The following is a 13,264-nucleotide window of genomic DNA, read 5'->3' on the forward strand; positions in this document are numbered from 1 at the left end:
CCTCCGTGTCTGAACGTCATCCCATCATCGCGATCACCGGTTCGTCCGGCGCGGGCACGTCCACCGTGACGCGCACCTTCGCCAACATCTTTCGCCGCGAAGGCGTAAAGGCCGCCATCATCGAAGGCGACAGCTTTCACCGCTTCGACCGCAAGGAGATGAAGCGCAAGGCAGCCGAGGCCGAGAAGGCGGGCAACAAGCACTTCAGCCACTTCGGCTCCGACAACAACCTGTTCGGCGAGCTCGAGAGCCTGTTCGCCACCTATGCCAGATCCGGGACCGGGAAAGCGCGCAAATACCTGCACAGCGACGAAGAAGCCGCGCCCTACAAACAGGATCCGGGCACCTTCACGCCCTGGGAAGACCTGCCGGCCGACACCGACATGCTGTTCTACGAAGGCCTGCACGGCGCCGTGGTCACGCCCGAACACAACATCGCCCAGCACCCGGACCTGCGCATCGGCGTGGTGCCGGTGATCAACCTGGAGTGGATCCAGAAGCTGTGGCGCGACAAGCACCAGCGCGGCTACAGCACGGAAGCGGTGACCGACACCATCCTGCGCCGTATGCCGGACTACGTGAACTACATCGTGCCGCAGTTCGCCCACACGCACGTGAACTTCCAGCGCGTGCCCATGGTGGACACCTCCAACCCCTTCATCTCGCGCGACATCCCCTCGGCCGACGAGAGCATGGTGGTGATCCGCTTTGCCAACCCCAAGGGCATCGACTTTCCCTACCTGCTGAACATGATCGACAACTCCTGGATGAGCCGCGCCAACACCATCTGCGTGCCTGGCGGCAAGATGGAACTGGCCATGCAACTGATCTTCACACCCTTTGTCTGGCGCATGATGGAGCGACGCAAGCGCGCGCTGGGAGCGAACTGAGATGAGCGTTTTGAAGACTCCTCCCACGCCTGAACTCGCCCGCCGCATGGCCAACGCCATCCGCATGCTGGCGGTCGACGCCGTCGAGCAGGCCAAGTCCGGCCACCCCGGTGCGCCCATGGGCATGGCCGACATTGCCGAAGTGCTGTGGAACCGCCACCTGCGCCACAACCCGGTCAACCCGCAATGGGCCGACCGCGACCGTTTCGTGCTCTCCAACGGCCATGGCTCCATGCTGCTGTACGCCTTGCTGCACCTCACCGGTTATGACCTGCCGATGGAGGAGATCAAACGCTTCCGCCAGCTGCACAGCAAGACCGCCGGTCACCCCGAAGTGGGCGTGACGCCCGGCGTGGAAACCACCACCGGCCCCCTGGGCCAGGGCATCGCCAATGCCGTGGGCATGGCGCTGGCCGAGAAGCTGATGGCGCAGGAATTCAACCGCGACGAGCTGACCATCGTGGATCACCACACCTACACCTTCCTCGGTGACGGTTGCATGATGGAGGGTATCAGCCACGAGGCCTGCTCGCTGGCCGGTACGCTGCGCCTGTCCAAGCTCATCGCGCTCTACGACGACAACGGCATCTCCATCGACGGCCATGTCGAAGGCTGGTTTACCGACGACACGCCGGCGCGTTTCCGCGCTTACGGCTGGCATGTGATTCCTGGTGTCGACGGCCACGATCCCGCCGCCATCGACCGCGCCATCACCGAGGCGCGCGCGCAGGCGCAGCGCCCCGATGGCAAGCCCACCCTGATCTGCTGCAAGACCGTGATCGGCCAGGGTTCGCCCAACAAGGCCGGCACCCACGACGTGCACGGCGCCGCACTCGGTGCGGCCGAGGTCGCCGCCACGCGCGAAGCGCTGGGCTGGACCGCTGCGCCTTTCGAGATCCCCGCCGACGTGGCCCAGGCCTGGAATGCCGTGACACGCGGCCAGGCCCTGCAGGAAGAGTGGCGGCAGCGTTTCGAGCGTTACCGCACGCTCTATCCGGAGGATGCGGCCGAGTTCGAGCGCCGCATGCAGGGTGACCTGCTGCCCGCATTCGGCGAGCGCCTGTCGCAGATCTTCGAGACCGTCGCCGCGCGCGCGGACGCCGTGGCCACGCGCAAGGCCAGCCAGAATGCGCTGGACCTGCTTAGCCCCCTGCTGCCCGAGTTCTTCGGCGGCAGCGCCGACCTGACCGGCTCCAACCTGACCAATTTCAAGAACTGCACGCTGGCCGGACGTGATGTCTGGGGTAACCACCTGTCCTACGGCGTGCGCGAGTTCGGCATGGCCGCCATCATGAATGGCATCGGCCTGCACGGGGGCTACATCCCTTTTGGGGGCACCTTCCTGACCTTCAGCGACTACAGCCGCAACGCCATCCGCATGGCCGCGCTGATGAAGCAGCGTGTGGTGCATGTGTTCACGCACGACTCCATCGGCCTGGGCGAAGACGGCCCCACGCACCAGTCGGTCGAACACGTGCCCTCGCTGCGCATCATTCCCAACCTCGACGTCTGGCGCCCGGCCGACAGCCTGGAGACGACGGTGGCCTGGGTCTGCGCCATCGAACGCCGGGACGGCCCCAGCGCGCTGGCCCTGTCGCGGCAGAACCTGCCGCGCCTGGCCGACCGCGCCGAGCTGGCCGCGCGCATCCGTCGCGGTGGCTACATCCTGGCCGAGCAGGTCGAACCCGAGGCCGTGATCATCGCCACCGGCTCCGAAACCTCGCTGGCCATGCTGGCGCATGCGCAACTGGCCAAGGAAGGCATCAGGACGCGTGTGGTGTCCATGCCCTGCAGCAATGTGTTCGACCGCCAGCCCCGGATCTACCAGGACACCGTGCTGCCGCTGGACCTGCCCGCCGTAGCCGTGGAGGCCGCGCATCCGGATTTCTGGCGCAAGTACGTCGGACGCCGCGGTCACGTGGTGGGCATCGCCAGCTTCGGCGAGTCGGCGCCGGCCAAGGACCTGTACCCGCACTTTGGCATCACGGTGGAAGCCATCGTGCAGGCCGTGCGGGGGCTGGTGCGTGAAGGTGCCGCAGCGGTCGCCTGATTTTTTGTCAGATTTACTTCCATGAATAAGCAAGTAGACACGCCTTTTGATCTGGTGATGTTCGACCTGGACGGCACGCTGATCGAAACCGCGCCCGAGATCTGCGACGCCGTCAACGACACGCTGCAGCACTTTGGCCTGGCGCAGGTGCAGCAGGACCAGGTGGACCGCTGGATCGGCCACGGCACGCGCGAGCTGCTGGTGCAGGCGCTGGCCCAGGTGCGCCGGCTCACGGTGGATGAGGTTCGCCGTTGTGATGACCTGCCCCTGATCGCTGCAGAATTCGATCGCCATTACCAGCGCCGCTGCGGCACGCGCAGCCACCTCTATCCGCATGTGCGCGAGGTGCTCAAGAGCTTGCGTGCCCAGGGCATCCACCTGGCCGTGGTCACCAACAAGGAGGCGCGTTACACGCGCACCGTGCTGGCCGCCCATGCCCTCGAGCCGCTGTTCGACCGCGTGGTCAGCGGTGACACCTTGCCCACCAAAAAACCCGACCCGGCCGGCATCCGCAGCTGCCTGGCGCAGTTCCAGGTGGATGCCGCGCGCGCGCTTTTCGTCGGCGACTCGTCGATCGACGTGGCCAGCGCGCGCAATGCCGGTGTGCCGGTCTGGGCGCTGCCCTATGGCTACAACATGGGCCAGCCCATCGAGGCCTGTGGGCCCGACCGCGTGATTCCCGACTTCCGCCAGCTATTGAATTGACAACCCATCCGAGGAGAGTTTTGTGACGATCAAGGTAGGCATCAACGGCTTCGGCCGCATCGGACGCAACGTGCTGCGCTCCGCAGTGCAGAACTTCAAGGACATCGAGATCGTTGCCATCAACGACCTGCTCGAACCCGACTACCTGGCCTACATGCTCAAGTACGACAGCGTGCACGGCCGCTTCAAGGGCGAAGTGTCCGTGGAAGGCGGCACCCTCATCGTCAACGGCAAGAAGATCCGCCTGACCCAGGAACGCGACCCCGCCAACCTCAAGTGGGCGGAAGTGGGCGCCGACGTTGTCATCGAATCCACCGGCCTGTTCCTGGACAAGGCCGGTGCCGAGAAACACCTGGCCGCCGGTGCCAAGAAGGTCATCATCTCCGCCCCCTCCAAGGACGACACCCCCATGTTCGTCTTCGGCGTGAACGACAAGAGCTACGCCGGCCAGGCCATCATCAGCAACGCCAGCTGCACCACCAACTGCCTGGCGCCCGTGGCCAAGGTGCTCAACGACAAGTGGGGCATCAAGCGCGGCCTCATGACCACCGTGCACGCGGCCACCGCCACCCAGAAGACCGTGGATGGTCCTTCAAATAAGGACTGGCGCGGCGGGCGCGGCATCCTGGAAAACATCATCCCCAGCTCCACCGGTGCGGCCAAGGCCGTGGGCGTGGTGATTCCCTCCATCAAGGGCAAGCTGACGGGCATGGCTTTCCGCGTCCCCACCAGTGACGTGTCGGTGGTCGACCTGACCGTGGAGCTCAACAAGGAAGCCGACTACAAGGACATCTGTGCCGAGATGAAAGCCCAGAGCCAGGGGGCCCTCAAGGGCGTGCTGGGCTACACCGAAGACAAGGTGGTGGCCACCGACTTCCGCGGTGAAGTCTGCACCTCGGTGTTCGATGCCGAAGCCGGCATCGCCCTGGACAAGACCTTCGTCAAGGTCGTGGCCTGGTACGACAACGAGTGGGGCTACTCCAACAAGTGCCTGGAGATGGCACGCGTGGTTGGCCGCTGATCGGAGCCAAGCATGAACTTCCTCCGATTCCAGACCCTGTGCGAGCAGGGCAAAGCCAAGGGCCAGCGCGTCTTCATCCGCGCCGACCTCAACGTCCCGCAGGACGACCGTGGCGCCATCACCGAAGACACCCGCATCCGCGCCAGCCTGCCCTGCATCCGCATGGCCCTGGACGTCGGTGCTGCCGTTTTGGTCACCTCCCACCTGGGCCGCCCTGTGGAGGGCGAATTCAAACCCGAAGACAGCCTGGCCCCCGTGGCCCGGCGCATGGCCGAACTGCTGGGTCGCGAGGTGCCCCTGGTGGCCAACTGGGTCGACGGCGTCAGCGTGGCCCCCGGCCAGCTCGTGCTGCTGGAGAATTGCCGTTTAAATAAGGGCGAGAAAAAGAACAGCGAAGAACTGAGCAAAAAGATGGCCGCCCTGTGCGACATCTTCGTGCACGACGCCTTTGGCACCGCCCACCGCGCCGAAGCCAGTACTTACGGCATCGCCCAGTACGCCAAGACCGCCTGCGCCGGCCCCCTGTTGGCGGCCGAGATGGACGCCATCGGCAAGGCCCTGAGCGCCCCCAAACGCCCCCTGGTGGCGATTGTTGCCGGCTCCAAGGTCAGCACCAAACTCACCATCCTGAAGTCCCTGGCTGACAAGGTCGACCAGCTCATCGTGGGCGGCGGCATTGCCAACACCTTCATGCTGGCCGCCGGCCTGAAGATCGGCAAGAGCCTGGCCGAGCCCGACCTGCTGGCGGAAGCCCGGGCCGTGATCGAAGCCATGAAAGCCCGGGGCGCCGAAGTGCCGATCCCCGTGGACGTCGTCACGGCCAAGGAATTCAAGGCCGATGCCAAAGCCACCATCAAGAAAGCCACTGAAGTCGAAGCCGATGACCTGATCCTGGACATCGGGCCCGAGACCGCGAAGAAATTGGCCGAACAACTCAAAGCCGCCGGCACCATCGTCTGGAACGGCCCGGTGGGCGTGTTCGAGTTCGCGGCCTTCGAGAACGGCACGAAAGAGATCGCCAAGGCGATTGCCCAGTCCAGCGCCTTCAGCATCGCCGGCGGTGGCGACACCCTGGCGGCGATTGCCAAGTACGGCATCGAGAAGAACGTGGGCTACATCTCCACGGGCGGGGGCGCCTTCCTGGAGGTGCTGGAGGGCAAGACCCTGCCGGCTTTCGAGATCCTGGAGAAACGCGCCCGGGGTTGAATCATTTCCGTTCGGTTCACGACGACCTCCGCGTGAGGCCGCAGGGGACTGTTTTTCAAAATTTCATACACGACAGGACGACACCATGGCATTCGCATCCCTTCGACAGGTTCTCGATCACGCCGCCGAGCACGGTTACGGCGTGCCGGCCTTCAACGTCAACAACCTCGAACAGGTGCTGGCCATCATGGAAGCGGCCCAGGAAACCGACAGCCCGGTCATCCTGCAGGCCTCGGCGGGCGCGCGCAAATACGCGGGTGAGCCCTACCTGCGCCACCTGATGCTGGCGGCCGTTGAGTCGCACCCGGACATCCCGGTGGTGGTGCACCAGGACCACGGCACCTCGGCGGCGGTCTGCCAGCAGTCGATCCGCTCCGGTTTCACCAGCGTGATGATGGACGGCTCGCTGATGACGGACGGCAAGACCCCGGCGAGTTACGACTACAACGTGGACATCACGCGCCGTGTCTGCGAGATGGCGCATCCGGTGGGTGTGTCGGTCGAAGGCGAGCTCGGTTGCCTGGGGTCGCTGGAGACCGGTGAGGCGGGTGAAGAAGACGGTGTGGGCGCCGAGGGCAAGCTCACGCACGACATGATGCTGACCGACCCGGTGCAGGCCAAGGACTTCGTCGCGAAGACCGGTGTCGATGCGCTGGCCATTGCCATCGGCACCAGCCACGGCGCCTACAAGTTCACGCGCAAGCCCACCGGTGACATCCTGGCCATCGACCGCATCGCGGCCATCCACGCGCAGATCCCGAACACGCATCTGGTGATGCATGGTTCGTCCAGCGTGCCGCAGGAGTGGCTGGCCATCATCCGCCAGTACGGCGGCGACATCAAGGAAACCTACGGCGTGCCGGTGGAGGAGATCCAGCGCGGCATCAAGAGCGGTGTGCGCAAGATCAACATCGACACCGACATCCGCCTGGCCATGACCGGCGCCATGCGCGAGATCTTCGCCAGGCAGCCCAGCGAGTTCGATCCGCGCAAGGCGCTGGCCGCTGCCAAGAAGGCTGCGCGCGGTGTGGTCAAGGCGCGTTTCGAGGCCTTCGGCTGCGCCGGCATGGCCTCGAAGATGAAGCCCATCGCTCTGGAAGTCATGGCTGCGCGTTACGCCTGAGAATTTTCAACAACCCACCCGAAGAGACCCCATGAAATTGATCCCCATCGTCCTGGCTGCCACCGTACTGGTGTCGATGCCCGCCTTCGCCAGCAAGGAAATCGCCAGCAAGAACGCCTGTCTGGCGTGTCACGCGGTCGATCGCAAGATGGTCGGCCCGTCCTTCCAGGATGTGGCCAGGAAGTACAAGGACCAGAAGGATGCCGAGGCCATGCTGGCCGGCAGCATCAAGAAGGGTGGGGCCGGCAAGTGGGGCCCGGTGCCCATGCCGGCGCAGGCCGCCCTGGCCGAAGTCGATGCCAAGACCCTGGCGACCTGGGTGCTGGCCGGCGCCAGATAAGTTTCGTACAGAGACGGAAAAGAAGAAGGGGCGGTCCTGCGGGACCGCCCCTTGCATTTCAGCGCTGGCTTAGCCGAATCTTTCCAGCAGGCGGGCCGACTTCTCGACTTCCTGCATGGCGTGTTCCTCGTTCTCGGCGTCGTAGACGGCCTCCATCACGGTGCAGGCCATCATGCGGTAGAAGGCCTTGTCCATGGCCTTGCGGGCGGCCGACATCTGCAGCGCCACGTCTTCGCAACTGCGGCCCTCCTGAATCATCTCCACCAGACCACGCACCTGGCCCTCGATGCGGCGCAGGCGGTTGACCACGTCTTTCTGGTGGTCGGCGCGGTAAATGGCGGACTTGGAGGCTTCTGCTGCGGGGGCGGCGGCTGGCTTTCTCGGCATGGACGGCTCTCAGATACAGGCTGCAAGGCATTCAGTGTGCCAGATTTCAGCGGGTGGGGCACCTGGGTGTGGGGGTTTATACCCTACCCCATAGGGTATAGGGTAGGTCCCTATGGTCGTAACCGTGAACTTGTTGCACGATGATGACAGCCGTACTTACCCTAGGGGGTAGGGCTTCCAGTTTCTGTATATTTTCATGAAGGGTATTCAAGTGAGTTTTATGAACCGAATTCTTCGCCGCCTGCCTCTGCTGGCTCTCGTTGTCCTGACCACCGGCTGCGGCACGATCAGCACGATCGGCAAGCTGGAGGACGGAGCGGGTGCCGAAGCCAGCCGCATGTGGGACCGCTGGGTCGACGCTGAGGGCGACATCGCCGTGGCCACGACCTGGGAGCGCAAGGTCAAGGCGGGTGTGACGATCAACGATCTGGAACAGGCGCTGACCCAGATCGCCGCCGAACGCAATATGAAGGGTGTTGGCGATCTGCCGCTGTCCAAGGAGCTGGAGGCGCGCACCGGCAAGCCGCAGAAGTTCCTCAAGGTCTACTCCTTCTGCACACCCGCCACCGCTCGCATGATGGTGGATTTCAGCCCGCACATGGCAGCCTATCTGCCCTGCCGCATCACCGTGGTGGAGAAGGAAGACGGCCTGTGGATGTACACGCTGAACATGGACATGATGGTCAAGATGGGACGCAAGCTGCCGTCTCCCTTGAAGGAAGAAGCCTGGAAAGTGCGCGAAACCATCTGGGACATGATGGAACGCGGCTCCAAGGGCGAGTTTTGAGCGAAGAGTCAGCTAGACAAATTCATACAAACCAGGAGACAACATGAGCAAAACCAAACTTTTCCGCAACACGGCCATCGCCATGGTCGTGGCCGGCCCGCTGACGACCGCCATGGCCACCAACGGCTATTTCTCGCACGGTTACGGCATGAAGGCCAAGGGCATGGGCGGCGCGGCCGTGGCCATGACCGACAGCGCCTTTGCCGGGGCCAACAACCCGGCGGCCGCCGCTTTTGCCGGTAATCGCCTGGAGCTCGGCCTGGACGTCTTCATGCCCAAGCGTGGCTTCAGCCGGACCGGCAGCGGCGGTTTCGGTGCGGGCAGTATCGACGTGGCGCAGGACAGCGACAGCAATACCTTCTACGTGCCCGAGTTCGGCTACAACCGTGCCGTCAGCGACACGATCGGCGTCGGCCTGGCCGTTTACGGCAACGGTGGCCTGAACACCGAATATTCTGGCGGCAAGGTCAACTGCGGCGCCGGTGCGGGCACTGCCAATGCGCTGTGCGGCTCGGGCAAGCTGGGCGTCGACATGATGCAGCTCGTGGTGGCGCCGACGTTTGCCTACAAGCTCAATCCCAGCCACTCGCTGGGCGTGTCGCCGTTGCTGGTGCATCAGCAGTTCAAGGCTGACGGCCTGCAGGCATTCGACAACGCTGCTGGTTTCCCGGCCATGACGAGCGCCAAGGGCAGCGTGACGAACAATGGCTATGACTCCAGCAACGGCTTCGGTGTGCGTCTGGGTTACCTGGGCAAGTTGAGCAACACGTTGAATGTGGGCGCTTCGTATTCGCCCAAGATCAGCATGTCCAAGTTCGACAAGTACAAGGGCCTGTTTGCCGATGGCGGCAACTTCGACATTCCCGAGAATTATTCGGCTGGCCTCAGTTTCCAGGCGACGCCGGCTGTCCTGGTGGCTTTCGACTACAGCTTCATCAAGTACAGCGGCGTGCCCTCAGTGGGTAATCCGAGCACCAATACTGGTTTGCTGGGCACCGCGAATGGCAAGGGTTTCGGCTGGTCCGACATCAATGTGTACAAGCTGGGTATCGAGTGGCAGCAGTCGGGCAACCTGACGATGCGCGCCGGCGTGAACGTGGGTGACAACCCGGTCAAGAGCCGCGATGTGACCTTCAACATCATCGCCCCGGGTGTCATCACGACCCATTACACCCTGGGTGGCACCTATGCATTGTCCAAGCAATCGGAAGTGACGCTGGCCTACATGTATGCGCCCGAGAACTCTGTTTCCGGCTCTTCGATGTTTAACGGCATCCAGGCTGGATCCGGGGGTACCGAAACCATCAAGATGTCCCAGCAGTCCCTGGGTATCCAGTTCGGCTGGAAGTACTGATCGGGTCTGAGACCCAAGGTCAAAGGGCCGGGCTTGCCCCGGCCCTTTTTTTGCCGTTTGCACGGGTGGTTGCCCGCTGTCCCCGTCTTCGCTAATCTAGTCACCATGCACAAATACCTCGCCATCCCGTTTTTCATGCTTGGCAGTGTGGCCGGGGCCCAGGTTCCCCACGAATTCCGGGGCGCCGATCTGAAGCTGGGCGAGAAGCTGATTGCCGAGAGCAAATGCGTGGCTTGTCACCAGCAGAAGGTGGGGGGCGACGGCAGCGCCATCTACAAGCCGGCCGGACGCATCAACACGGCGGGTTACCTGCGCGGCATGGTCGAGCAGTGCAATACGGAGCTCAATCTGGGCTTTTTCCCGGAAGAGGTCACGGCCGTTGCCGCTGTACTGAACCGGGATCATTACCGTTTCACAAAGTAAAAAATAAACCCCCGGGGGTTTAGTCGGGATACGCGTAAACACCTAGGGACATATTTCGTGGAATCTATATATTCGCGTATGTGAATATTTAGATGTAGCAAATGAGTAACGGGACGGCAGCACAAACAACGATCGCCGGCTACGAGGCAGCCGCCGAGTTGTTCGGCGTGCTGTCCACGCCGATCCGGCTGCGCATCATCGGTGCGCTGTGCGGGGGTGAGAAGAACGTTTCGCAGCTGCTGCAGGAGATCGAGGTGTCGCAGCCCAATATGTCGCAGCAGCTCAATGTGCTGTACCGGGCGGGCGTGGTGGACAAGCGGCGCGACGGCGCGCAGATGTATTACCGCATCGCGGACGAGACGGTGGTGCGGGTCTGCAAGGCGGTGTGTGCGCGAACGGACGATGGAACAGAAGGGCGCGAGGCTCAGGCGAACTGAGTCGAGCGTGGGCAGAGGAATCGCCAGCTGATGGCAACGATAGCAAGGAGAGTGTGATGCAGGACAACTTGAGTTCGGGCAGGATCCGCAAGGCGCCCGAGAATTATCTGGACCGCGACGGGATCCAGACCGTCGTGGCGGAGGCCAAACAGGGTCGCCGCAATTTCATCCGCAACGCGTTTGCTGCGGCTGCCGCGGGTGCCGCCGGCACCGCTGCGCTGGCCCAGGGCAATCCGGTGCCCACCGAAGGCGGGGACCCCAACATCCTGAACCTGCCCGAGCACAGCAAGAGCCTGGGCCAGGGCGTGGCCGCCGATGACGGCTACGGCAAGCCCTCGAAATTCGAATCCAATGTGCAGCGCCGCCAGAGCCCGGGCCTGACCCAGACCACGCAGGCTTCGGTCTCGTTCGCACCTTTGCAGTCGCTGTTCGGCATCGTCACGCCCAGCGGCCTGCACTTCGAGCGTCACCACCAGGGCTGGTGGGACATCGATCCGTCCAAGCATCGTCTGATGGTCAACGGCATGGTCAAGGCCAACAAGGTCTTCACCATGGACGAGATCATGCGCCTGCCGGCCGTCTCGCGCTTCCACTTCATCGAGTGCGGCGCCAACACCGCCGTCGAGTGGGGCAACGTGGCCGTGCCGACCGTGCAGTACACCCACGGCATGATTTCCTGCAGCGAATTCACCGGCGTGCCGCTGATCACCCTGCTGGAGCTGGCCGGGGCCGACCTGAAGAAGGGCAAGTTCGTGCTGGCCGAGGGCGCCGACGGCTCCTCCATGACCCGCACCATCCCGATGGAACTGATCACCTCAGGTGAAGTGATCGTGGCCTATGGCCAGAACGGCGAGATGCTGCGCCCCGAGCAGGGCTACCCGCTGCGCCTCGTGGTGCCGGGCGTGCAGGGTGTGAGCTGGGTCAAGTACCTGCGCCGCATCGAGGTGGGCGACATGCCTTATGCGGCCAAGGACGAGGCCGTGCACTACATGGACCTGCAGCCCAGCGGCCTGCATCGCCAGTACACCAACCTCCAGGAATGCAAGAGCGTGGTGACCACGCCCTCCGGCGGCCAGGTGCTGCTGGACAAGGGTTTCTACAACATCTCCGGTCTGGCCTGGTCGGGTCGCGGCAAGGTGAAGCACGTGGACGTGTCGGCTGACGGTGGCCGCAACTGGCGCCGCGCGCGCCTGGAAAACCCCGTGATGTCCAAGGCGCTGACGCGCTTCAACATCGACTGGGTGTGGGACGGCAAGCCGGCCATCATCCAGAGCCGTGCGACCGACGAGACGGGTTATGTCCAGCCCACGTACAAGCAGTTGCGCGCCGTGCGCGGCACGCGTTCGATCTATCACAACAATGCCATCCAGTCGTGGCTGGTGCAGGAAAGCGGTGAGGTGAAAAATGTCCAGGTTTCGTAATGCCGTTCTGACGGTCGCCCTCCTGGCGGTGGCTGGTGTCGCAGCTGCCCAGTCGACCAAATACCCGGGTGTGGGCCGCAATGCCACGCCCAAGGAAGTGGCAGCCTGGGACATCGACGTGCGCCCCGACTTCAAGGGCCTGCCCGCCGGTTCCGGCAGCGTGGCCAAGGGCCAGGACGTGTGGGAGGGCAAGTGCGCCCACTGCCACGGCATCTTCGGTGAGTCCGGCGAAGTGTTCAGTCCCCTGGTGGGCGGCACCACGGCCGAGGACATCAAGACCGGCCGCGTGGCCAAGCTGACCGACCCTTCTTTCCCGGGTCGTACCACCCTGATGAAGGTGCCCACCGTCTCGACGCTGTGGGACTACATCAACCGCGCCATGCCCTGGAATGCGCCCAAGTCGCTGAGCACCGATGAGGTGTACGCCGTGACGGCCTTCCTGCTGAATCTCGGCGGCATCGTGCCTGACAACTACGTGCTGTCGGACAAGAACATCCGCGACGTGCAGGCCCGCATGCCCAACCGCAACGGCATGACGACCGAGCACAACATGTGGCCCGGCCCGGAGTTCAGCAAGGTCAAGAAGGCCGACACCAGCAATGTGGCCTGCATGAAGGATTGCACGCCGGAGCCCAAGGTGGCCTCCTTCCTGCCGGACTATGCGCGTAATGCCCACGGCAATCTGGCCGAGCAGAACCGCCTGGTCGGCCCGCAGCATGGTGCCGATACCACCAAGCCCGAGCCCAAGGGCGCGGGTGCCGCGGCGGTCGCTGCCCCCGTGGCCGCAGCCGCCCCTGCCAAGGAGCAAGCCAAGCCCGCAGTGGCGGCCAAGCCGGCGGCTGGCGGTGCAGACAACAAGGCGACCCTGGCGCTGCTCTCCAAGTACAGCTGCACGGCCTGCCATGCCATGGACAAGAAACTGGTGGGTCCGAGCTTTGCGGACATCGCCAAGAAGCATGCCGGCAAGGCTGACTACCTGGCCGGCAAGATCAAGAACGGCGGCTCGGGTGTCTGGGGTCCGATCCCGATGCCGGCGCAGTCCTTGAGCGAGGCGGAGGCCAAGACCATCGCCGCCTGGTTGGCTGCAGGCGCGGGAAAATAAGGTATTAAGTACAAATAC

The 13,264-nt window shown here is 63.9% G+C and carries 14 protein-coding genes; 13 read left to right on the forward strand and 1 reads right to left on the reverse strand.

The genetic code is table 11. From position 1 onward, the window contains the following. Window positions 1–5: 5 nt before the first annotated feature. The 7 genes from AO057_RS06255 to AO057_RS06285 all read left to right on the forward strand — a co-directional run bounded on the left by AO057_RS06255 (window position 6) and on the right by AO057_RS06285 (window position 7,335). Entirely contained in the window at window positions 6–890 is an 885-nt protein-coding gene (locus tag AO057_RS06255) for a phosphoribulokinase (protein WP_057674815.1), read from the forward strand. 1 nt (window position 891) lies between these two features. Beyond that, window positions 892–2,940 carry a transketolase gene (gene tkt, locus AO057_RS06260; protein WP_240480740.1) on the forward strand — a complete coding sequence of 683 codons (2,049 nt, stop codon included), beginning with the start codon at window positions 892–894 and terminating at the stop codon, window positions 2,938–2,940. Window positions 2,941–2,961: 21 nt separating this feature from the next. Further along, window positions 2,962–3,645, forward strand: a complete 684-nt coding sequence (gene gph / locus AO057_RS06265) for a phosphoglycolate phosphatase (protein ID WP_057674817.1) — start codon at window positions 2,962–2,964, stop codon at window positions 3,643–3,645. Between the two features lie 22 nt (window positions 3,646–3,667). Further along, window positions 3,668–4,666 carry a type I glyceraldehyde-3-phosphate dehydrogenase gene (gap, locus tag AO057_RS06270; RefSeq protein WP_057674818.1) on the forward strand — a complete coding sequence of 333 codons (999 nt, stop codon included), beginning with the start codon at window positions 3,668–3,670 and terminating at the stop codon, window positions 4,664–4,666. Window positions 4,667–4,678: 12 nt separating this feature from the next. After that, window positions 4,679–5,872, forward strand: coding sequence for a phosphoglycerate kinase (locus AO057_RS06275; protein ID WP_057674819.1), 1,194 nt, complete (start codon window positions 4,679–4,681; stop codon window positions 5,870–5,872). An 85-nt stretch (window positions 5,873–5,957) separates the two neighbouring features. Next, window positions 5,958–6,995 (forward strand): class II fructose-bisphosphate aldolase, encoded by a 1,038-nt coding sequence (gene fba / locus AO057_RS06280; RefSeq protein ID WP_057674820.1) that lies wholly within the window; start codon window positions 5,958–5,960, stop codon window positions 6,993–6,995. Between the two features lie 31 nt (window positions 6,996–7,026). Beyond that, a complete protein-coding gene (locus AO057_RS06285; protein WP_057674821.1) occupies window positions 7,027–7,335 on the forward strand; it encodes a c-type cytochrome in 309 nt (102 codons plus the stop codon). Window positions 7,336–7,404: 69 nt separating this feature from the next. On the opposite strand, the gene AO057_RS06290 is transcribed toward AO057_RS06285, so the two are convergent. Then, window positions 7,405–7,722 (reverse strand): metal-sensitive transcriptional regulator, encoded by a 318-nt coding sequence (locus AO057_RS06290; RefSeq protein WP_057674822.1) that lies wholly within the window; start codon window positions 7,720–7,722, stop codon window positions 7,405–7,407. A gap of 220 nt (window positions 7,723–7,942) precedes the next feature. Between AO057_RS06290 and AO057_RS06295 the strand changes: the two genes are divergently transcribed. The 6 genes from AO057_RS06295 to AO057_RS06320 all read left to right on the forward strand — a co-directional run bounded on the left by AO057_RS06295 (window position 7,943) and on the right by AO057_RS06320 (window position 13,246). Further along, window positions 7,943–8,509: a DUF302 domain-containing protein gene (locus AO057_RS06295; protein WP_057674823.1), complete on the forward strand. Its 567-nt coding sequence runs from the start codon at window positions 7,943–7,945 to the stop codon at window positions 8,507–8,509. A gap of 43 nt (window positions 8,510–8,552) precedes the next feature. Then, on the forward strand, window positions 8,553–9,863 hold the full coding sequence (locus AO057_RS06300; RefSeq protein ID WP_057674824.1) for an OmpP1/FadL family transporter: 1,311 nt from the start codon (window positions 8,553–8,555) through the stop codon (window positions 9,861–9,863). Between the two features lie 105 nt (window positions 9,864–9,968). Continuing rightward, window positions 9,969–10,286 carry a hypothetical protein gene (locus tag AO057_RS06305; RefSeq protein WP_057674825.1) on the forward strand — a complete coding sequence of 106 codons (318 nt, stop codon included), beginning with the start codon at window positions 9,969–9,971 and terminating at the stop codon, window positions 10,284–10,286. Between the two features lie 101 nt (window positions 10,287–10,387). Then, window positions 10,388–10,723, forward strand: coding sequence for an ArsR/SmtB family transcription factor (locus AO057_RS06310; RefSeq protein ID WP_057674826.1), 336 nt, complete (start codon window positions 10,388–10,390; stop codon window positions 10,721–10,723). A gap of 56 nt (window positions 10,724–10,779) precedes the next feature. Further along, entirely contained in the window at window positions 10,780–12,144 is a 1,365-nt protein-coding gene (gene soxC / locus AO057_RS06315) for a sulfite dehydrogenase (protein ID WP_057674827.1), read from the forward strand. Next, on the forward strand, window positions 12,128–13,246 hold the full coding sequence (locus tag AO057_RS06320) for a c-type cytochrome (protein ID WP_057674828.1): 1,119 nt from the start codon (window positions 12,128–12,130) through the stop codon (window positions 13,244–13,246). The genes soxC and AO057_RS06320 overlap by 17 nt, the downstream gene beginning before the upstream one ends. The last annotated feature ends 18 nt before the right edge of the window (window positions 13,247–13,264 follow it).

The sequence above is a fragment of the Curvibacter sp. PAE-UM genome (genome assembly GCF_001432305.1).
GTDB lineage: Bacteria > Pseudomonadota > Gammaproteobacteria > Burkholderiales > Burkholderiaceae_C > Hylemonella.

What these genes read in the sequence shown, in the direction of transcription:
- AO057_RS06310 (WP_057674826.1), top strand. Translation starts at nt 10,388, where the DNA reads ATGAGTAACGGGACGGCAGCACAAACAACGATCGCCGGCTACGAGGCA.
- gph (WP_057674817.1), top strand. Translation starts at nt 2,962, where the DNA reads ATGAATAAGCAAGTAGACACGCCTTTTGATCTGGTGATGTTCGACCTG.
- fba (WP_057674820.1), top strand. Translation starts at nt 5,958, where the DNA reads ATGGCATTCGCATCCCTTCGACAGGTTCTCGATCACGCCGCCGAGCAC.
- AO057_RS06305 (WP_057674825.1), top strand. Translation starts at nt 9,969, where the DNA reads ATGCACAAATACCTCGCCATCCCGTTTTTCATGCTTGGCAGTGTGGCC.
- AO057_RS06320 (WP_057674828.1), top strand. Translation starts at nt 12,128, where the DNA reads ATGTCCAGGTTTCGTAATGCCGTTCTGACGGTCGCCCTCCTGGCGGTG.
- AO057_RS06290 (WP_057674822.1), bottom strand. Translation starts at nt 7,722, where the DNA reads ATGCCGAGAAAGCCAGCCGCCGCCCCCGCAGCAGAAGCCTCCAAGTCC.
- soxC (WP_057674827.1), top strand. Translation starts at nt 10,780, where the DNA reads ATGCAGGACAACTTGAGTTCGGGCAGGATCCGCAAGGCGCCCGAGAAT.
- AO057_RS06285 (WP_057674821.1), top strand. Translation starts at nt 7,027, where the DNA reads ATGAAATTGATCCCCATCGTCCTGGCTGCCACCGTACTGGTGTCGATG.
- tkt (WP_240480740.1), top strand. Translation starts at nt 892, where the DNA reads ATGAGCGTTTTGAAGACTCCTCCCACGCCTGAACTCGCCCGCCGCATG.
- AO057_RS06275 (WP_057674819.1), top strand. Translation starts at nt 4,679, where the DNA reads ATGAACTTCCTCCGATTCCAGACCCTGTGCGAGCAGGGCAAAGCCAAG.
- AO057_RS06300 (WP_057674824.1), top strand. Translation starts at nt 8,553, where the DNA reads ATGAGCAAAACCAAACTTTTCCGCAACACGGCCATCGCCATGGTCGTG.
- AO057_RS06295 (WP_057674823.1), top strand. Translation starts at nt 7,943, where the DNA reads ATGAACCGAATTCTTCGCCGCCTGCCTCTGCTGGCTCTCGTTGTCCTG.